We start from the raw sequence: 22,082 nt of genomic DNA on the forward strand, positions 1-22,082 counted from the left end.
GTCGATGCAACGGACGGGGCGATACCGATCGCCCCTCCCGGATCCACCCTCACCGCCTCCGATGCAAGACCTCCCTGCGCCTGCAATCACGCTTTATCAATACCCACCAAGTCATTGCGTTTCCCCCACACCGACTGTCAATCCGTCATACCACCAGGCCGCCAGGCTGTAGACGTCCGGAGCTTTCAGGACGCTGAAGTGGTTACCCGGCCCCTCCCAGAGCGAAAGTTGCGGCAGCAAATGCTGCCATTGGCTTGCGCAAGCGGCATGTTCGAGTTGATTGTCCAGCGCATCCAGATGCGGGTCATTCACCAATACCAGACTTGCCCTGCCGCTGTAGCCTCCTGGCTCAGGTCGATAGACCGTGCGCAAGGCGCTGGCAAACGTGCGGACGATCCCTTGCAGGGCCTGTGCCGCCAGACGTGGCGGCAATAACCCGACGCGCACCATGGCCTGCTGAAGCAGGTGCATTTGCGCGACCGTGTCGCTGTCGGCAAACGCCATTGGGTCGAGCTCCAGGCTTCTTCCACTGGACAGCTGCAGCGCCTCGATCAGGCGTTCCAGCACGGCGGTGGCGGTATAAGGCTTGCTGCTCAGACCCTCGCCGCCAGGCGCCTCGCTGTCGATCAAGGTCAACGAGACAACCTCGCGGCCTTGGGCCTGAAGCTTGACCGCCATGGCGTGCGCCGCCCAGCCTCCGAACGAATGCCCAACCAGATGCAGCGGGCCTTTCGGATACAGCGCTTCGATGGCTTGCACATGGCTCTGCGCTGCCGCTTCCACCCTGCTGTGCGGAACACTGCGACCGTCCAGGCCGCGCGGTTGCAGGCCGTGGATCGGCCAGTCCGGCCCCAGCGCCTCTGCCAGACCAATGAAGCTGGTGACGCTGTCACCGGCGCCCGGTACACAAAACACTGGCGCATGCCCGTCACGCCCGCTCTGGATCGCCAGCAGCGACTGATGAGCCGGTGCCGGCGGTGGCGTGGCGGGCACGCTGTGCAACGCCTGAACGATGCTCAGACCGAGCACGGCCACGTGCGGTGCCTGCATCATCGTCATGTGGTCCCCCGGGACATCGACGCACTGCAGTTGATTTCTGGAGAGAATCTCACCCCAGCCCAGGGTCGAACTGCTTCCGATCGGCGCCATTGGACGCTGTTCGGCGCGGAACAAATGGATCGGCAGGCTGAGCGGTTCCAGCTGGTAATGCGCCAAGGCCTGACCATGCGCCACTTCCCGGTCCAGGTAATGGTGCAACTGCTGATCACTTGCCAGCGCCAGCTCCTCGTACAACAGACCTTCGTCGCGGCACAGTTGCAACAGCGTCGCGAAGTCCGGCAGCGGTGCTTGCTCGCTCAATGAGGTGAGGCGCGCCAACCTGGCGGCACCCTCACCCGCCTGGGCTTGCCAGTGCGCAGTGCAGTGCGAGAGCAATTGCCGCTCAAGCAAGTCAGGTCCCTGCCAGCGTGCCTTGCCCTGATCGGTCAGGCGTGGCACATAGCTGTCGATCAGGCCGAGGAATGTGACGGCCTCGTCCATGCCCAGCAGTTGAGTAGCCACTTCATAGGCCAGAACCCCACCAAACGACCAGCCGGCCAACCGATACGGACCGCGCGGCTGGACCTGACGAATGCGCTCCACCATCCGCGCAGCCAGGCACTCCATGGTGCGTAATTGCTGCTGCCCAAGGCCAATGCCCGGCAAGCCGTAAATCGGAAAGTCACCCTGAAGATGTTGCCCAAGCACAGGGAAATAAGCATCCAGCCCTGTGAAATCGTGGAGCAGAAACAACGGTGACTCGCTGCCACCGGCACGCACTGTGATCACCTCGCGAGCTTCGTCCGGTGATCCTGGACGCTGGTCGAGCAACCCTGCCAGCGCTGCGACGCTAGGGTGCTGAAACAGCTCGGCCAGCGTCAGTGACACGCCTGCTTTTTGCAGCAGGCTGACCAGACGGATGGCCGATAGCGAATGGCCGCCCAATTCGAAGAAACTGTCGTGCCTGCCTATTTTTCCGACTTCAAGAACCTCGGCCCACACCTCCGCCAGACGCTCTTCCAGCGCTGTCGAAGGCGCTTGGTAGGCGAGGTTCGCAAGAGCGGCCAGGTCCGGCGCAGGCAACGCCTTGCGGTCGACCTTGCCGTTCTGGGTCAATGGCAGCGTATCAAGACCTACAAATACCGCAGGCACCATGTATTCCGGGAGCTGCCCCAACAGATGCGCACGCAAGGCGGCACTGTCGAGCGATGCATCGCGACGGGTGAAGTAGCCCACCAGACGCAACGAACCATCGTCCAGACGCTGGGTGGTCACCACCGCTTCGCCGACGCCCGGGCATTGCGCCAGGTGCTGTTCGATCTCGCCCGGCTCGATACGCACGCCACGGATCTTCACCTGATCATCGTTGCGGCCCAGGTATTCAAGCGTCCCGTCGGACAGCCAGCGCACCAGATCGCCGGAGCGATACATTCGGGCGCCGGGGCTGTCGCTGAACGGATCGTCGAGGAAGCGTTCTGCGGTCAGGTCCGCACGGTTCAGATAGCCGCGAGCCACGCCTGTGCCGCCGATGTACAACTCGCCGGGCACCCCGAGTGGCACTGGCTGTCCACGCGAATCCAGTACGTACAGTCGGGCATGGGAAACCGGCTTGCCGATGTGAAGCACCTTGCCCGGCTGCATCCGGCCAGAGCTGGCCACCACCGTGGTCTCTGTCGGGCCATAGTTGTTGACTACGGCGAAACCCGGATCACGGTTGAAATGGCGTAAACGATCACCGCCAATCAACAAAGTCTGCAGCGTCGGATGGTGTAATTCACGGCTGAAGGCGTATTCGGCCACCGGGGTCGGCAGAAACGCCACCTGCAGCGGCTGAGCCAGCCACCAGTCGAGCAGCACATCGAGCTGTTCGTTGCCAATCTCAGCTGGCGGCAGGTGCAGCACCGCACCGGCACACAGCGCAGGCCAGACTTCCCAGGCCATGGCGTCGAAACCAAACCCGGCAACGCTGGCGGTATGACTGCCGGCACGCAGGTTGAACGCTTCACAGTGCCAATCCACCAGATTGTTCAGCGTGCGGTGCTCGACCATCACGCCCTTGGGCAGCCCGGTGGACCCCGAGGTGTAAATCACGTAAGCCAGATGGTGCGTGGTCATTTCCGGCACGGACGGGTTGTCGGTGCGCTGTGACCAGTCCGGGCGATCAAGCGCGATCACCGGCACCTGCAGTTCGGGCAGACGCGTCAGCAGGTCGAATTGAGCCAACGCCACCACGGGCGCGCTGTTCTCCAGCAGATAGCTGATGCGTTCATCCGGGTGGGCCGGATCGACCGGTACGTAGCTCGCCCCGGCTTTCAGCACTGCCAGCAGCCCCGTCAGCGTCTCCAGACCGCGCCGCGCGACCACCGCCACCCGGTCGTCAGGACGTACGCCCAGTCCGATCAGATGATGGGCCAATGCGTTGGCACGGGCATTCAACTCGCCGTAGCTCAAATGCTGGTCGCCCGCCTGAGCAGCCAGTGCGTTCGGCTGGTCAAGCGCCTGCTGTTCGATACGTAGGTGAACGGGCAGCGGGTACTCCGCTGTAAGGCGATCGGCATTGAAGCCATCGAGCAGTTCGGCTCGCTCGGTGCCGGGCAGAATATTCAGTGTTTGAATCGGTTCCGCCGGTGACTGCTCGAGGGCATCGACCAGCCCGTTCACGGCACTGGAAAGGTACGCACAAATACGTCGGGCATCGATACCTGTCGAGGTCAGCGCAGTCAGGTCGAACGCTTCGCCCAGATCATCGACGCTGAGCGTCAACGGATAGCTGCTGCGCTCGCCGGACTGCAACAGCTCGATACCCTGCCAGGCCTCGCCGGCAGCCTCGTTTACCTCACTGGGCACCGCGCTGTGGCGGTAATTCAACAGCGCACTGAACAGCGGTACGCCCGCAGGCAACGCGCTGCAACGCTGAGCGATTGCCAGAGAAGCCTGTTCGTGGGCAAGCAATCCGGTCAGGCGGCGGTGAGTCTGGGACAGAGCATCGCGTGCACTCTGATCGGCCAGGTCGATGCGCAGCGGCAAGGTGTTGATGAACACCCCGAGTGTACGTTCTGCACCCTCGCTGCCATTCAAACGACCCAGCAGTACGGTGCCGAACACCACGCTGTCACGCCCGGACAATCGGCCCAGTACCTGCGCCCACGCCAGGTGCATCAGGCTGGCAGGACTGACACCCAGCTGCCGCACCTGATGGCGTAGCCGCCTGCTCAGGTCCGCATCCAGACGCACTCGGGCCTCGCCTGCAACCTCCGGCCCTGGCAACCAGGTCTGAGCGTACGCCAGGGTCGGCTCATCCAGATCGCCCAATTGCTCGCGGAAGAACGCTTCGTGCGTGTCGTCCCCCGCCCCCAGCAAGGTCTGCGCGATGTAGTTGCGGTAAGGCACTGGCGCAGGCAGTTGCGCTGCCTGATCGAGCAGTACCGCCTGCAATTCCTGGCTCAGCAGGTCCAGGGCAACGTGGTCCATGATCAGGTGATGGAACAGCAGGACCGCGACGATACGCCCGTTTTCCGGGTCATCGGCATGAACCAGACGCAACAGCGGTGCACGCACGAGCTCCAGCGGCTCGGGCGTATCCAGCGCCGCCAGCGGCACCTCGATCACCGGCAGATCGGCATGCCGCCAGACCACTTGCACAGGCGTTTCCAGACCTTCCCAGCACAGTGAAGTCCGCAACACGTCGTTGCGGGCGATGACCTGTTGCAGCGCCTGGCTGAAGGCATCCAGTCGCGAGCGGTCGGCAAAGGCGAAGCGTGCCTGCAAGCGATAGGGGTCATCCTCAGCGGCGGACAGGTAGTGATAGAAAATGCCCGCCTGCAGAGGCCCCAGCGGGTAGATGTCCTGAATATTGCTCGCCCCCCCGGTAACGCTTGCGACAATGCGATCAATCCCTGCCTGATCCAGTTTCACCAGCGGCAACAGGTCCGGGGTGATTGATGTGCAATCCACACCGATCAGGTTGGCCGGAATCTTCACCTGAGCGCCGCTGCCGACGGCACGCGCCAGGGCGGCCAGGGTCGGCTGGGCAAACAACACGCGGATATCGGCATCCATGCCACGGCGACGCATACGCGCGATCAGTGTAACGGCGAGCAGTGAATGGCCGCCGAGTTCGAAGAAATGATCGTTGCGCCCTATTTGCTCGACTTGCAGCAGCTCGCTCCAGATGTCGGCCAGGGCCATTTCCAGCTCGCCTTGCGGCGGCTCGTATTCGCGCCCTGGCATGGCGTCGCGATCCGGCACCGGCAAAGCACGTCGATCGACCTTGCCGTTGGCGGTCAGTGGCCAGGCATCAAGGCGCACGAATGCACTCGGCACCATGTAGCCCGGCAGGCGGTCCAGCATGTCGGCACGCAGCCTGGCGATATCAAGCGCCGGGCGCGGGCCTTGTTCAATGAAATACGCCACCAGACGTGACTGTCCAGGTTCGTCCTCGCGCGCGACCACCAGCGATTCCTCGATACCCGGCAACGATGTCAGTTGCGCCTCGATTTCGCCCAGTTCGATGCGCATACCGCGGATTTTCACCTGATCGTCGTTACGCCCCAGATAGTCCAGCGTGCCGTCGGCATTCCAGCGTGCCAGATCACCGGTGCGGTACATGCGCGCCTGCGGGTGCTCACAGAACGGATCGCTGAGGAAGCGCTCGGCAGTGAGTTGCGGCTGATTCAGATAACCGCGCGCTACGCCTTCTCCGCCGATGTACAACTCGCCAGCAACACCGGTCGGCACCAGTTGCTGGTGCTCATCCAGCAGGTACACGCGGGTGTTGGCGATCGGCTTGCCGATGTCGAGGCTGCCGTCAGGCAACAGACGACCGGAAGTGGCGACCACCGTGGTTTCGGTCGGGCCATAGTTGTTGATCACTGCGAAACCTGGCTCGCGGTGGAACTGCCGCAGGCGGTCGCCACCGATCAGCAGCGTGCGCAGCGTTGGGTGATAGAGCTCGCGGCTGAACGCATATTCAGCCACCGGTGTCGGCAGAAACGCCACGTGCAGCGGCTGCGTGAGCCACCAGTCGAGCAGCAGATCGAGCTGTTCATTGCTGATCTCGGCGGGCGGGATATGCAGCGTTGCCCCTGCGCACAGCGCCGGCCAGACTTCCCAGGCCATGGCATCAAAGCCGAAACCGGCCACCGTGGCCGTGTGACTGCCGGCGTGCAAAGCGAACGCCTGGCAATGCCAGTGGACGAGATCGGCCAGCGTGCGGTGTTCGACCATCACGCCTTTCGGTTGCCCGGTCGAGCCGGAGGTGTAAATCACATACGCCAGATCGCCGGGCGTCAGCCCCGACACCAGCGGATTTGCCGGTTGCTCAGGCCATTGAGGTCGATCAAGCGCGAGCAGCGGCACTGTCAGTGCAGGCAAGCGCGCCATGAAAGCCTGTTCCGCGAGCACCACTGCTGGCGCGCTGTCGGTCAGCAGGTAGCTTATGCGCTCATCGGGGTGCGCCGGATCCACCGGCACATAGCAGGCACCGGACTTGAGCACGGCCAGCAGGCTCACCAGCGTGTCCAGCCCACGGCGCGCCACCACCGCGACTCGATCATCCGGGCGCACGCCCAGGCGGATCAGATGATGGGCAAGGCTGTTGGCCTGACGGTTCATCTGCGCGTAGCTCAGTGACTGCTCGCCGAACCTGGCGGCAACGGTTTCGGGCGTGCCTTCGGCGCGTGCTTCTATCAGGGCATGAATGGTCTGACCTTGCGGCAGATTCACCGCGCTGGCGTTGAGGCTTTCGAGCAGATACTCGCGTTCCTGCTGGCCCACCAGCGGGATATCAGCAAGCACCACCTGCTGGTTATTCACCAGCGTGCGCAGCAACTGTTCGAAATAACCGCAATAACGCTGCACTGTTGCCTCGTCGAACAGCGCAGTGGCGTAGTCCAGCGTGCCGAACAAGGCATCACCCTGCTCGCCGAGGTTAAGCGACAGATCGAACTTGGAGACCTGACTCTGCTGCTCGACCGTTGCCAGCAAAAGCCCGTCCATCTCCGGTAACGTCGTTTCCCCGGCCAGCCAGTTCAGCGTCGTCTGGAACAATGGACCGTGGGCCAGACTGCGTGTCGGGCGGACGATTTCCACGACCTGCTCGAACGGCAGGTCCTGATGATCCTGAGCCTCCAGTACTCGCGTCCTGACCTGTGCCAGCAGCGCCTCACCGGTGGGTGCCGATGCCGTGTCGATGCGTATGGCCAGCGTATTGACGAACAGACCGATCAGCCCTTCCAGCTCGGCCCGGCCACGGCCCGCGATCGGGCTGCCGATCACCACCTCGGCCTGACCGGAAAGACGCGACAGCAGTGCGCCCCACGCAGTCAGCAAGGTCATGTAAAGCGTGACACCTTGCCGCTGTGCCAGCGCACGCAGACCTGCGGTCAGTTGCCCATCCAGCCGCACGTTGAGGCTGGCACCGGCGAAATCCTGCTGCGCCGGACGCGGCCGGTCTGCAGGCAGGGTCAGCAGTGTCGGTGCGCCTTCCAGCGCCTGCCGCCAATAGGCAGCCTGATGTTGCAGACGTTCGCCGCTCATCCAGCCCTGCTGCCAGACCGCATAGTCGGCGTACTGGATGCTCAGCGCTGGCAGTGGATCGGCCTCGCCGCGACGCAGCGCCGGGTACAACGCCAGTAATTCGCGGGTCAGAACTCCCATCGACCAACCATCGGAGACGATGTGGTGCACGGTCAGCAACAACACGTGCCGCTCGTCCTCCACCTGTAGCAGGCAGCCACGGATCAGCGGCCCACGCGTCAGATCGAACGCTGCGGTGGCCTCTGTTACGACGCGTTCGGTCAGGGTGTGCGGGTGTTGACGCAGGTCTTCGATAGGCAGGAACGACATGGCCGTCGGAGATGTAAACACCACTTCGGCACCCTCCTCGCGGGCGATGAAGCGGCTGCGCAGGGTTTCGTGGCGCTCGACGATCCGCCCAAGCGCGGCCGTCAACGCTGCCACATCCAGCGATCCTTGCAGACTGAGGGCCAGCGGGATGTTGTAGGCCTGATTGCCGCCCTCCATTTGTGCCAGAAACCACAAACGCTGCTGGGCAAACGACAGCGGTAGCGACTGATCACGCGGCGCAGGCAGGATCAGTGACAGTTCACTGCGTCCCGTACCAGCCAGCGCACTGGCCACGGCTGCCAGCTCGCCCAGCGCGAAGAGTTCGCCCAAAGGCAATTCCATCCCCATCTGCTGACGCACCTGCGACACCATGCGCATGGCCAGCAGGGAGTGCCCGCCCAGATCGAAAAAGTGATCGTGGCGACCGACCCGCTCGAGCTGCAGAACTTCAGCCCAGATCTGCGCCAGAGCGATTTCAATCTCGCCCTGCGGTGGCTCGTAGGCCAGCCCCAATAGCGACGAATGATCCGGTTTGGGCAGTGCACGGCTGTCCAGCTTACCGTTGGCCGTCAGCGGCAGAGCGGTCAGCTCGACAAAGGCTCCAGGCACCATGTATTCCGGCAGGTTGGCCTGCAAGTGAGCCCGCATTTGCTCTGGTGCAGGCGCTTCGGTGTCCAGTCGGCTGGTGAAATAGGCAACCAGACGCACATTGCCCGGCTCATCCTCGCGCGCCAGAACGACAGCCTCCCTGATGCCCGGCAACTGGTGCAGGCAGTTGACGATCTCGCCCAGCTCGATACGGAAACCGCGGATTTTCACTTGATCGTCGTTGCGTCCCAGACATTCCAGCTGGCCGCCCTCCAGCCAGCGGCCCAGATCGCCGGTGCGGTACATCACCGCGCCGGGCTGATCACTGAACGGGTCGGCGATAAACTTCTCTGCGGTCAGGTCCGGGCGATTCAGATAGCCCAGCGCTACACCGTCACCACCAATGTAAAGCTCGCCAATCGCGCCCAACGGCGTCAGGTGCTGATGAGCATCGAGTACGTAGACCGTCGTGTTACCGATAGGCCTGCCGATCGGTATTGATTCGGCATTATCGTCCAGCGTTCGTACATCGCTGGCGGTCGCGAAGGTAGTCGTTTCTGTGGGGCCATACACATTCAACAAGTGCAGGCCCGGGGCCTGGGCAAGCAGCGTGCGGAAGCTCGCCGTGTCGGCACGCTCACCGCCGGAAAGCAACAGCCGAAGGCCGGCGAGTGCCTCGGGGATCAGTTGCACGTACTGGTTGAACAGCGCGCTGGTCAAAAACAGCACGCTGACATTGCCCTGACGCAGGGCTGCACTGAAACGCGTCGGGTCGATCAGCGTGGTGTGTTCGATCACCAACAGTTGCCCGCCGTTGAGCAAGGCACCCCAGACTTCCATGGTGCTGGCATCGAATGCCGGGTTGGAGGCAAAGGCGATGCTGTCCTGCTCGTTGAAGTCGGCATAACCGTTGTTCAATACCAGCCTGGCAATGCCGCGATGGGCCACGCGGACGCCTTTCGGGGCGCCCGTCGAACCGGAGGTATACATGACGTAAGCCGCTGTGTCGGAAGCCTGTGGCAGGCCCGGGTCATGCGCAGGCTGGTCATCAAGGTTCAACCGGTCCAGATCGATGCGCTGCACCGTCGAGCCCATCGAGGTGGCGCTCTGTGTCAGCACACATTTCGCCTGGCAATCATCGAGCATGTAATGCTGGCGCTCGGCAGGCGCGTTGACGTCCAGCGGCACGTAGGTCGCTGCGCACTTGCAGATCGCCAACTGGCTGATGAGCAGCTCCAGCGAGCGCGGCAGCAGGATTGCCACGTGTTCGTTCGGCCGCACACCTTGTCCCAGCAGGTAGTGAGCCAAGTGGTTGGCGCGTTCGTTCAACTCACCGTAAGTGAGTGAACGACGGCCGTGTACGGCAGCCACTGCATGCGGGTGAAGTGCAGCGCGGCGTTCTAACAGAAGGTGCACGGGCTGTTCGCGGGGGTAGTCACGCCGGGTATCGTTGAACGTTACCGACAGACGCTCGCGTTCTGCCTCCGGCACCACTGACGATTCGATCAGGGCTGCTGCCGATTGCTGCTCCAGGGCCTGCACCAGGTGGACAAGGGCTTGTTGTACGTAGGCGCAAATCCGTTGCGGATCAATGCCCGGCGCAGCCTGGGCTGTCAGGCTGAAACCATCGCCGAAGTCATCGATACTCAAGGTCAGCGGGTAGTTGCTGCGCTCCTCTGCATGCACGACCTCAATCCCCTGCCATGCCGTGTTGTTCGCCTGGTCATCGACCTCAGGCACAGCACTGTGGCGGTAATTGAGCAGCGTATTGAACAGTGGCGCGCCAGCCGGCAAGGCACTGCAGCGCTGGGTCAGAGCCAACTGAGCGTGCTCATGGGCAAGCATCCCGACCAGACGACCATGAAGGTCGAGCACCGCACTGCGCGCGCAATGCCCGCCCAGATCCATGCGCAATGGCAAGGTATTGATGAACACACCCAGGGCGCGCTCACCGCCTTCACCGCCTTCACCGCCGCGTAACCGTCCAAGCAGCACGGTGCCGAATACCACGCTGTCACGCCCGGACAACTGGCCCAGTACCTTCGCCCAGGCAAGGTGCATCAACGTGGCAGCGCTGACCCCCAACTGCCTTGCCTGATCGCGAACCTGACGGCACAGGCCGCCGTCCAGCGTGAGACGGGCTTCGCCAGGAATCTGCTCTGCGGATGCCGTTACCAGGCCGTAAGGCAAGGTCGGCTCATCGATATCGCCTAACTGCTCGCGGAAGAACGCTTCATGAGCGTCGTCGCCAGGCCCTTGCACAACATGGGCGATGTAGTTCCGGTAAGGCACGGGCGCTGCGAGCTGCGCTTCGTTGTCCAGCAGTATGGCCTGCAACTCATGGCTCAATATATCGAGGCCGATATGGTCCATGATCACATGGTGGTAGCGCAGCACCGCTGCGATCCTTTTGTTGGCTGGATCATGGGCATAAACCAGCTGCAACAGCGGCGCCTGCGTCAGGTCCACGCGTGGTGCATTGAAAAGGTCCTGCAAGGCGGTCTCTTCAACCCGCAATGGCGCCTGACGCCAGACCACCTGCACCGGCGCTTGCAAACCCTCCCAGAACAACCCAGTGCGCAGAATATCGTTGCGCTCGATCACGCGCTGCAAGGCATGGCAAAAAGCGTCGAGACGCGAGGCGTCGGCAAAGGCGAACTGCGGCTGCAGCAGATAAGGATCGCGGTCCACGGCTGTCAGGTGGTGATAAAGAATACCGGTCTGCAACGGGCCCAGCGGGTAGATATCCTGCACATTCGCAGCACCGCCCGGCACCCGCGCCACGATACGGTCGATGGCGGGCTGATCCAGCGCCACCAGCGGCAGCAGTTCAGGAGTGATGCGCTGACAGTGCGCATCGATCAGGTTGGCTGGCACATTGATTTCAGTGTCGCAACCTACGGCCGCAGCCAGCGCCGCCAGCGTAGGCTGGACAAACAGAACGCGAATGTCCGCACGCATGTCCAGACGACGCATGCGCGCAATCAGGGTCACGGCCAGCAACGAGTGGCCGCCCAGTTCAAAGAAATTATCCTGACGACCGACCTGCTCCACATGCAGCAGCTCGGCCCAGAGGCTCGCCAGGGCGATTTCGATCGCCCCTTGCGGCGCTTCATAGGCGCGGCTGGCAATGCTGTCGCAATCCGGTGCCGGCAGGCTCTTGCGGTCCAGTTTGCCGTTCGCCGTCACCGGCAGGCTGGCCAGCCGTACATAGGCCGCAGGCACCATGTAATCGGGGAGCAGGCCCGACAGCCAGGCACGCAACTGTTCGATATCCAGCCCGGGTTTACCTTCACCCGAGGTGTAATAGCCAACCAGTCGTTTGTCACCCGGCACATCCTCGCGCGCCACCACCACAGCGTCGAGAACATCTGGATGATCGTTCAGGCGAGCGGCGATCTCACCCAGTTCGATACGGAAACCACGAATCTTGACCTGTTCGTCATTACGGCCCATGTATTCCAGGCTGCCATCGGCCAGCCAGCGGGCCAGGTCACCGGTACGGTACATACGCGCATCAGGGGCGTGGCTGAACGGGTTGTCGAGGAAACGTTCGGTCGTCAGTGCTTCACGGTTCAGGTAGCCGCGTGCCACACCGGCGCCACCGACATACAGTTCGCCAACCACGCCCATCGGCACCGGCTCGCCGCGGGCATCGAGGACATACAGCTGCAAGTCGGGAATGCGCCTGCCAATCGGGCTGGCGCCAAGGCGCTGGGCGTCTTCGGGCTGCAACGGGTAATAGGTCACATGCACGGTGGTTTCAGTGATGCCGTACATGTTCACCAGTTGCGTGCCGGCATTCACGTTGCGGGCATACCACGGCTTGAGTATGACTGTGTCCAGCGCTTCACCGCCAAAGATCACCTTGCGCAACGCATGCGCCTGGCCGTTCTCGCCCTGTGCAGCAATCAGCTGACGGAACGCACTCGGCGTCTGGTTGAGCACCGTCACCCCGGCGCGGCACAGCAACGTATAGAAGTCTTCGGGCGAGCGGCTGACCAGTTGCGGCACGATCACCAAATGCCCGCCATGCAGCAACGCGCCCCAGATTTCCCAGACCGAAAAGTCGAAGGCGAACGAATGGAACAGCGCCCAGACATCCTGCTGGTTGAAACCGAACCAAGCTTCGGTGGCCGAGAACAGCCGCGCAACGTTGCGGTGTTCGATCATCACGCCTTTGGGCTTACCGGTAGAGCCGGAGGTGTAGATCACATAAGCCAGGTTGCCGGGCTTTACCAGCACCTGCGGATTGCAGACGGATTCGTCCTGCAAGTCGTCGTCGAGACTGATTACCGGCACTTCATTCACCGGCGCTGCCTGTACCCAGGCATTGTCGTCTTCCTGGCTGAAGCGGCTGCGCAGGCTATCGTGGCGGGCCACAATACGTTCCAGCGCACGCGTCAATGCTCGACTGTCCAGCGGACCGCTCAGTTTCAGGCCCAGCGAGATGTTGTAGGCGCTGTTGGCATCTTCCATTTGCGCCATGAACCAGATGCGCTGTTGAGCAGAAGACAAAGGTACAGGACCATTGCGCGGCTGCACTTCGATGGCCGGCAACTGACTGCGCGCGGCAGCGGTCAGGCAGTGTGCGACCGCGATCAGCGAACTGTCGGCAAACAGGTCGCCAAGGGCCAGTTCCAGTGACAGGCGCTGACGTACCTGAGAAACCATGCGCATGGCCAGCAGCGAATGACCGCCCAGCTCGAAGAAACGGTCATGACGCCCTATTCGCTCGACCTGCAGCAATTCGCTCCAGATCAGGGCCAGTGCGCTCTCCAGATCGCCTTGCGGGGCCTGGTATTCGCCGGTCGACAGCGCGGCGCGGTCGGGTACCGGCAAGGCACGGCGGTCAACCTTGCCATTGGCCGTCAACGGCCAGCTGTCCAGGCGCACCAATGCGCCGGGCACCATATAACCCGGCAGACGGGCCAGCAGCGCGGTACGCAATTGTTCTACGCTGCTGGCGACAGCGCCTGCACGCTCGGTGAAGTAGCCCACCAGCCGTGGTTGCCCCGGTTCGTCTTCACGAGCCAGTAGCAGTGCTTCCTCGATACCCGGCAATTGGCTGAACTGGTTTTCGATTTCTCCCAGCTCGATGCGCACCCCGCGAATTTTCACCTGATCGTCATTACGACCCAGATATTCCAGGGTGCCATCAGCATTCCAGCGCGCCAGATCCCCGGTGCGGTACATGCGCGCCTGTGGTTGCCCGGCGAACGGGTCATGCATAAAGCGTTCTGCCGTCAGTTGCGGTTGATTCAGATAACCGCGGGCGACACTGTCGCCGCCGATATACAGCTCGCCCGGTACTCCGAGCGGGACCAACTGTTGGCGTTCATCAAGCAGGTAAATCGAGGTGTTGGCGACCGGTTTGCCGATGTCCAGGCTGCCGTCGGGTAGCAAGCGACCGGAGGTGGCGACCACCGTGGTTTCGGTGGGGCCATAATTGTTGATCACCGCAAAACCGGGATCGCGATGGAACTGGCGTAGCCGGTCACCGCCGATCAGCAGCGTGCGCAGGGTTGGATGACGCAGATTGCGACTGAAAGCGTATTCGGCCACCGGAGTGGGCAGAAAAGCGACCTGCAGTGGCTGGGCGATCCACCAGTCAAGCAGCGCATCGAGCTGCTCATTGCCGATTTCGGCCGGTGGCAGGTGCAGCGTCGTCCCGGCGCACAAGGCCGGCCAGATTTCCCAGGCCATTGCGTCGAAACCGAAGCCCGCCACACTGGCGGTATGACTGCCCGCGTGCAGATCGAAGGCCTCACGGTGCCAGTCGATCAGATTGTTCAGCGTGCGGTGTTCGACCATCACGCCCTTGGGTTGGCCGGTCGAGCCCGAGGTGTAGATCACATAGGCGAGATGGGTCGCATCGAGCGTGGCGATATGAGGATTGTCTTGCTGCTCCGGCCAGTTTGCCAGGTCCAGCTCGATCAGCGGGGTGTTCAATCCCGCCAGGCCCATCCCTTGCAGGCGTTCGACAAACGCCGGTTGAGCCAATACCGCAAACGGCGCGCTGTCGCCGAGCAGATAGGCAATGCGTTCGTCCGGGTGCGCCGGATCGACCGGCACATAGCCCGCACCGGCCTTGAGCACTGCCAGCAAGCCGACCAGCGTCTCCAGGCTGCGCCGCGCTACCACCGCCACACGGTCATCGGGTTGTACGCCAAGACTAAGCAAATGATCGGCGAGCGCATTGGCCCGCGCGTTCAGCTCGCGGTAGCTCAGGTGTTGTGCACCTACCTGTGCGGCAATGGCGTCAGGCTGCTGCTCTGCCAGCTGTTCGATACGCTGATGAATCGTCAGCCTGCGTTCGTAGTCGGCACGTCGGTCATTGAAGTCCAGCAACAACCGCGCACGCTCGCTGGCAGGCACGATATCAAGCTGTTCGACCGGCATCTGCGGCGTCTGCTCCAGCGCATCGACCACGCTTTCCATGGTCCATTGCATATAGGCGCAAATGCTTTGCGGGTCGATGCCTGCGGTGGCTTGTGCCGTCAAGCCAAAGGCTTCACCCAGATCATCGACGCTCAGTACCAGCGGATAATTGCTGCGCTCCTGAGCCTGTAGCACTTCAATGCCTTGCCATGTTTCACCGGACGCCTGCGCCGGCGCACTGTGGCGGTAGTTGAGCAACGCGTTGAACAACGGCGTCGGCGCCTTTACCCCACTGCAGCGCTGCGCCAGTGCCAGCGGTGCGTGTTCGTGGCGCATCAGCGCGGTCAGGCGCTGATGGGTGGCGCGCACTGCGGCTTGCACGCCCTGCTCAGCCAGATCGAGGCGCAGCGGCAATGTGTTGATGAAGATGCCCAGAGCCCGTTCTGTGGCTTCGGCACCCAGCAGGCGTCCCATCAGCACGGTGCCGAATACCACCCGCGACTGTCCGGCGAGGCCCGCCAGCACCCGTGCCCAGCCCAGATGGAACAGGCTGGCGACACTGATGCCCAAGGTACGCGACTGAGCGCGCAGGCGCTGACACAACTGCTGATCGAGCGTGACGCTGTGCTCTTCGATGGCATCGCCCTCACCGCTCAAATCCTGCAGGCCGTAGGCCAGTGTCGGTTCGTCGAGATCACCCAGCATTTCGCGAAAAAACGCTTCATGCTGAGCTTCGCTGACGCCCAGCAGCGCCTGTCCGACATAGTTGCGAAACGGTACCGGTACGCCCAGCATTTCGGCTTGCCCTGACAGGCAGGCCTGTATTTCATGGCGCACCACCTCAAGGGCACTGTGGTCCATGGCAATGTGGTGGAACAGCAGCGTAGCTTCGACCCTTTGCCCTGCCGCAGGGGCATGGCAGACTAGGCGCATCAGCGGCGCCTGGCCCAGGTCCATCGTCAGGTCTGCCGCGAGCGGTGAGCGGTCGACTTTCAGTTCAGCGTGGCGCCAGACCACCTGCACCGGGGTTTCTAGCCCCTTCCAGTGCACCGACGTACGCAGAATGTCATGCCGGGTAATGACGGTTTGCAACGCCTCGGCGAACGCGTTCAGACGTGCCTGATCGGAAAAGGCGAATTGCACCTGCATGACATAGGGATCGCCCTGGGTGGCGGTGACGTGGTGGTAAAGAATGCCCTGCTGCAGCGGCGCCAGCGGGTAGATGTCCTGGACATTCGCGGCATCTCCCGGTATCGCGTCCATCAACAGGTCGATAGCCGCCTGATCAAGGTCCACCAGCGTCACCATCGCGGGAGTGATTAACTCGCAACCCTGTTCGATGCCGTTGGCTGGCAATGCCGGTGCGCCGCGCTTGCCGTTCTGATAATCGCCCTGTTCGATGAGCTCGATCAGCGCCGGCTTATGCTCACGCAGATGTTCAAGTAGCCCGTTCTCGGTCAAGGCACGGCGATTGCCCTGTACCACCAATTGACCGTCCTTGACCGTCAGGTGGATTTCGTGAGCTTTGAGTGTCGCCAAGAGTTCGTTGATGCTCACAGGGTAATCTCCATGTTCTCTGTGATGGCTGCGTAGCCCGCCAGCGTAGGTTGTTCGAAAAGCGCCCGTACATCGGCCTCGATGCCTTCCTGTCGCAGGCGCGCAGTCAGACTCACCGCCAGCAGCGAATGACCGCCCAGCTCGAAAAAGTTGTCATGACGGCCGACCTGCCCGACCCCGAGCAGTTCGCTCCAGAGCCTGGCCAGCAAAGCTTCGGTTTCGCCTTGCGGTGCTTCATAAGGGCGGGTCAGGAGCGCATCCTGCCCGGGCGCAGGCAGCGCCTTGCGGTCCAGCTTGCAGTTGGGGCTAAGGGGCATGGCATCCATATGCACGAACAGTGCTGGCACCATGTAATCCGGCAACTGCGCGCGCAGCACCTCACGCAAGGTCTCGACCGGCAGCTGTGTGCCGGTGTAATAGGCCACCAGCCGCTGCCCGCCCGGTTGCTCGTCGCGCACCAGAACGATTGCCTGTTCGATACTCGGATGGTTGATCAGGCAGGCCTGAATGTCGCCCGGTTCGATACGCAATCCGTGGATCTTCACCTGATCGTCGTTGCGGCCAAGGAACTCGAGGTTACCGTCTGCCCGCTGGCGTACCAGATCGCCACTGCGGTACAGGCGATCACCCGTCACGAAGGGGCTGTCGATAAAACGCTCGGCGTCGGTCTTTGGCAGGTTCAGGTAGCCACGCGTCACCCCGGCACCGCCGATATGCAGCTGGCCGATAACCCCCTGCGGTACGGGCTGGTCATGGGCATCGAGCACGTAAAGCCGCGTGTTGCTGATCGGACGCCCGATAGGCAAGGCGCTGTCCGGCACGGCTTCGTTGGGTCGCAGCGTCCAGACACTGCAATCGACGGTGGTTTCGGTCGGGCCATACACGTTGTGCAGGCGCACCCCTGGCAAACGTTTGCGTAGCTGCGCGGCCATCTCCACGGTCAGCTCACCGCCCCCGCAGACCACGTCGGTCAGGCTGCTGCACGCGCTGCTCTGCGGCAGATCGAGAAACTGCTGCAACAGCGCAGGAACGAACTGCACCACGCTGACCTGGCGTTCCTGAATCACTTGCGCCAGGTAGGCAGGATCGCGCTGGCCGTCAGGACGCGCGAGCACCAGCGCAATACCACTGCTCAGTGGCCAGAAGATCTCCCAGACCGAGGCGTCGAAGCTGATCGGGGTCTTTTGCAGCAAGACGGTGTCCGAGCTGGGTGGGCACAATACCGAGCTCCACTGCACCAGGTTGCTGACGTTACGGTGCTCGACCATCACCCCTTTCGGCGTGCCGGTGGAGCCCGAGGTGTAGATCACATACGCCAGATGCTCCGCGGTCAGGCCGGTAACGCGCGGATTCTGATTACGCTGTGCGTCCCAGGTCACGCTGTCCAGATCGATCCGCAGGGCGTGCTCGTCGTCGAGCAGATCGCGGGTGCCGGCCTGTACCAGCAAGGCGACCGGCGTGCTGTCCTTGACCATGTACTGCAAACGCTCGCGCGGGTAGCTGGGGTCCAGTGGTACGTAAGCGCCACCGGCCTTGAGGATCGCCAGCAGACCGATCACCATCGACAGGCCGCGCTCGACGCAGATCGCGACCCGTTGATCGGGCCGCACGCCCAGATCGATCAGGTGATGAGCCAGGCTGTTGGCCTGTTCATTGAGCTGGCGATAGCTCAATTGTGCACTTCCGGCGCGCAGGGCTATCGCCTGCGGCGTACGCACCGCCTGGGCTTCGAACAGCCCGTGCAGGGTTTGCTGAAGATCGTGGTGGATCGCCGTGGCGTTGAAGTCGACCAGCGAACGCTGCCGCTCTTCAGCGCCGAGTACCGACAGGTGCTGCACCGGCAGATCCGGCTGGCCTTCAAGGGCGTCAAGCATGGTCACCAGCGTCTGCTGCACATAAGCACAGATACGTTGCGCCCCTACCCGGGGTGGCACGGTAACGCTCAGACGCAGGCTGTCGCCCAGATCGTCGACGTTGAGGCTCAACGGGTAGTTGGTGTGCTTCTCGCTGATCAGAATCTCCAGGCCTTGCCATGCATCGAGCTGCGCATCCTGGCGCGCCTGGCCAGCTGCGTGTCGATAGTTGAGGATTGCACTGAACAACGGTAATGGCGCTGCCACCCCGCTCCAGCGCTGTGCCTGAGCCAGGGATGCGTGCTCATGGCCAAGCAGTGCCGCCAGTCGGGCATGTGTGGCACGTGCGCCGTCGCGCACACTGAGGTTGCCCAGATCGACCCGCAACGGCAGCGTATTGATGAACATGCCCATACCACGGTCGGCACCCGCACCGCCCTGCAAACGACCCAGCAGCACAGTGCCGAATACCACGCGGTCATTGCCGGTGGCCGCGCCCAGAACCCGCGCCCAGGCCAGATGCAACAGGCTGGCGACGCTGACACCCAGCTGTCGCGCCTGACTGCGCAGGCGCTGTAGCAACGCATCGGGCAGCACCTGCTGGGCTTCCTCGATGCAACGGCCGTCACCCTGCACATCGCGCAGATCGAATGGCAACGTCGGCTCGTCTATATCGCCCAGTTGTTCGCGGAAATATGCCTCATGCTCCGCTTCGCTGACACCCAGGCGTGCCTGAGCCACATAGTTGCGATATGGCACAGCGGGCTGAGTCGGGCCCGGCTCGCCGCGCAGATGGGCGAGTATTTCTTCGCGCATGACTTCGAGTGCAGTGGCGTCCACCACAATGTGATGGAAGCGCAGCGTTGCCGACAGGCCTGGGCCTTCCGCATCCGGGCAGTAGGCCAGGCGGATCAGCGGCGCACAGCTCAAGTCCAGACGCGCCGCGCCCGCCGGGGTGTCGATTTGCGCCATTGTCACACGCTCGACAAGCAGATCCGCCTGGCGCCAGACCACCTGTTGCGGCGTTTCCAGGCCTTCCCAGACGATCGCCGTGCGCAGACTGTCGTGCCGCGCGATGACCTTGCGCAAGGCGGCGGCCACTGCCTCCAGACGCTCCGGGCTGTCGACGTTCATGCGCAATTGCAGCAAGTACGGGTCGCCCTGCTCGGCAGTCAGGTGGTGATAGAGGATGCCTTCCTGCAGGGGCGCCAGAGGGTAGATTTCCTGAACATTGGCCGCACCGCCAGGCACCGTGGCGACAATGCGCTCGATGGTCGTCTGGTCGAGCTGTGACAGGCTCAGCAGCTCTGGCGTGATGTGGGTGCAACCGGCCGGAACGCGATTGAGCGGCGTCGGGACTTCACGCCCTTTACCCACGGATGCGGCCAGCGCGGCGACGGTCGGCTGGCCGAGCAGGACACGTACATCGACGCTGAGTCCGGCGTTGCGCAAGCGCTCGACCAGACTGACTGCCAGCAGTGAGTGGCCGCCCAGTTCAAAGAAGTTGTCATGCCTGCCGACTTTTTCCAGGCCAAGCACGTGCGCCCAGAGATCAGCCATAAGGGTCTCCGTTGCACCCACGGGTGCCTCGTAGGCCTGACTGGTCAGCGCTTCCAGCTCCGGGTCCGGCAAGGCACGGCGGTCAAGCTTGCCATGGCTGGTCAGCGGCAGCGCGTCCAGGCGTGTGAAGGCCAGCGGCACCATGTGCGCGGGAAGACGGGCACGCAACGCCTCGCGCAGCGCTTCGGGTTCGACGGGAGCATTTTCGGTGAACCAGGCCAGCAAACGGTCACCGCGCACCAGCACCACGGCGTCCTGCACTTCGGCCTGACTGGCCAGCGCCGACTCGATTTCGCCCAGCTCGATGCGCATGCCGCGAATTTTCACCTGATCGTCGTTGCGCCCCAGATAGTCCAGGCTGCCATCGGCATTCCAGCGCACCAGATCGCCGCTGCGATACAGGCGCGCCTGCATTGCGGCACTGAACGGGTCGGCGATAAAACGCTCTTCGGTCATTTGCGGACGATTCAGATAGCCACGGGCAACCCCCGCGCCACCGATATACAGCTCGCCGACGACACCCACCGGCACTGGCTGCAACTGCTCGTCCAGCACATACACGCGAGTGTTGGTGATCGGACCACCGATATGCAACGGGCCGCCCGGCTGCACGGCACCAGAGGTCGCCACCACAGTGGTTTCAGTCGGGCCGTAATTGTTGATCACGGCGAAGCCAGGGTCGCTGTCGAACTGGCGCAAGCGGTCGCCGCCGATCAGCAACGTGCGCAGCGTCGGGTGCTGGCGCGGGCGTCTGAAGGCCTGCTCGGCCACCGGGGTGGGCAGGAAACCGACCTGAAGTGGCTGTTCCAGCCACCAGTCGAGCAGTTCATCGACGTGCTCGTTGCCGACTTCGGCCGGTGGCAGATGCAGCACTGCACCGGCACACAGCGCCGGCCACACTTCCCAGGCCATGGCGTCGAAGCCGAAACCGGCCACGCTCGCCGTATGACTGCCAGCCTGCAGAGCGAACGCCTGACAGTGCCAGTGCACCAGATTGACCAGCGTGCAGTGCTCGACCATGACGCCCTTGGGCTGACCGGTGGAGCCGGAGGTGTAGATGACGTACGCCAGTTTTTGCGCATCAAGGTCCGCAACGCAGGGGTTATTGCCGGAAGAACCAGGCCAGTCAGCCTGCTCGATGTTCACCCGGGCAGTATCGCCGGCCAGATCATGAGTCAAGTTTTCAGTCAGAACCACGCGGGGCGCGCTGTCCTGCAGCAGGTAGGCAATACGCTCAGCCGGATAGACCGGGTCGACCGGCACGTAGGCCGCACCGGCCTTGAGCACCGCCAACATGGCAACCAGGCGTTCGGGACCACGGTGCAGGCACAGGGCAACGCGTTCATCGGTTTTGACGCCCAGACCCATCAGATGGTGGGCCAGGCGATTGGCGCGCTGGTTGAGCTGAGCGTAGGTCAGGACATGGCCGCCCTGAATCACCGCTGGGCTGTCTGGCTGGCTGGCAGCCTGCGCTTCGATCAACGCATTCACGGTGCAGTCCTGCGGGAACGGCTGCTCGCTGCCATTGAAATCGAGCAACAAATGGTTGCGCTCTGCCGCGTCGAGAATCGCTACATTCTCCAGCCGCAGCGGCAGCGCCTGTTCCAGGGTGTCCAGCAGATGCTCCAGCGTGTTGAGCACCCAGCCAACGATACGCTCGGCTCCCATACCCTGCTGCGCCAGCATATGCAGGTCGAAACCTTCGCCCAGATCGTCCACGCAGAGGGTCAGCGGGTAGTTGCTGCGTACATCGCCACCGAGCACCCGCACGCCTTGCCAGAGCCCTTCGCCGTCCTGCGGTTTTACCTCCCCGCTGTGGCGATAATTGAGCAAGGCACTGAACAGCGGGGAACCCGATGCCACCGCACTGCAGCCCTGGGCGAGTACCAGTGAAGCCTGCTCGTGAGCGATCAGCGCAGACAGCTTCGTGTGAACCGCTTTGACGGCTGAACGAGTGTCCTGCGCCGTATCCACGCGCAGCGGCAAGGTATTGATAAACACACCGAGTGCCCGATCAGCGCCCTCACCGCCCATGCGTCCCAGCAACACAGTGCCGAACACCACGTCGCGACGATTGGCGAGCACGCCCAGAACCCGCGCCCATACGACGTGCATCAGACTTGCAGCGCTCACCCCGAGCTGGCGTGCCTGTTCGCGCAGCCGCAGCGCCAGCTCAGGGTCGAGGGCCCGTCGCATCCTCCTCGATGCCACTGCCATCGGCGTGTACGTCCTGTATGCCAAAAGGCAGGGTTGGCTCAT

At 63.0% G+C, this 22,082-nt stretch carries 2 protein-coding genes; both read right to left on the reverse strand.

The annotated features are described in order from the left end of the window. Window positions 1-111: 111 nt before the first annotated feature. On the reverse strand, window positions 112-16,410 hold the full coding sequence (locus PCPL58_RS15660; protein ID WP_065349850.1) for a non-ribosomal peptide synthetase: 16,299 nt from the start codon (window positions 16,408-16,410) through the stop codon (window positions 112-114). Next, window positions 16,407-22,019 (reverse strand): amino acid adenylation domain-containing protein, encoded by a 5,613-nt coding sequence (locus PCPL58_RS32690; protein WP_414860603.1) that lies wholly within the window; start codon window positions 22,017-22,019, stop codon window positions 16,407-16,409. Before PCPL58_RS32690 ends, PCPL58_RS15660 begins: the two co-directional genes overlap by 4 nt. Window positions 22,020-22,082 lie beyond the last annotated feature (63 nt).

Source organism: Pseudomonas cerasi (genome assembly GCF_900074915.1).
Classification (GTDB): domain Bacteria; phylum Pseudomonadota; class Gammaproteobacteria; order Pseudomonadales; family Pseudomonadaceae; genus Aquipseudomonas; species Aquipseudomonas cerasi.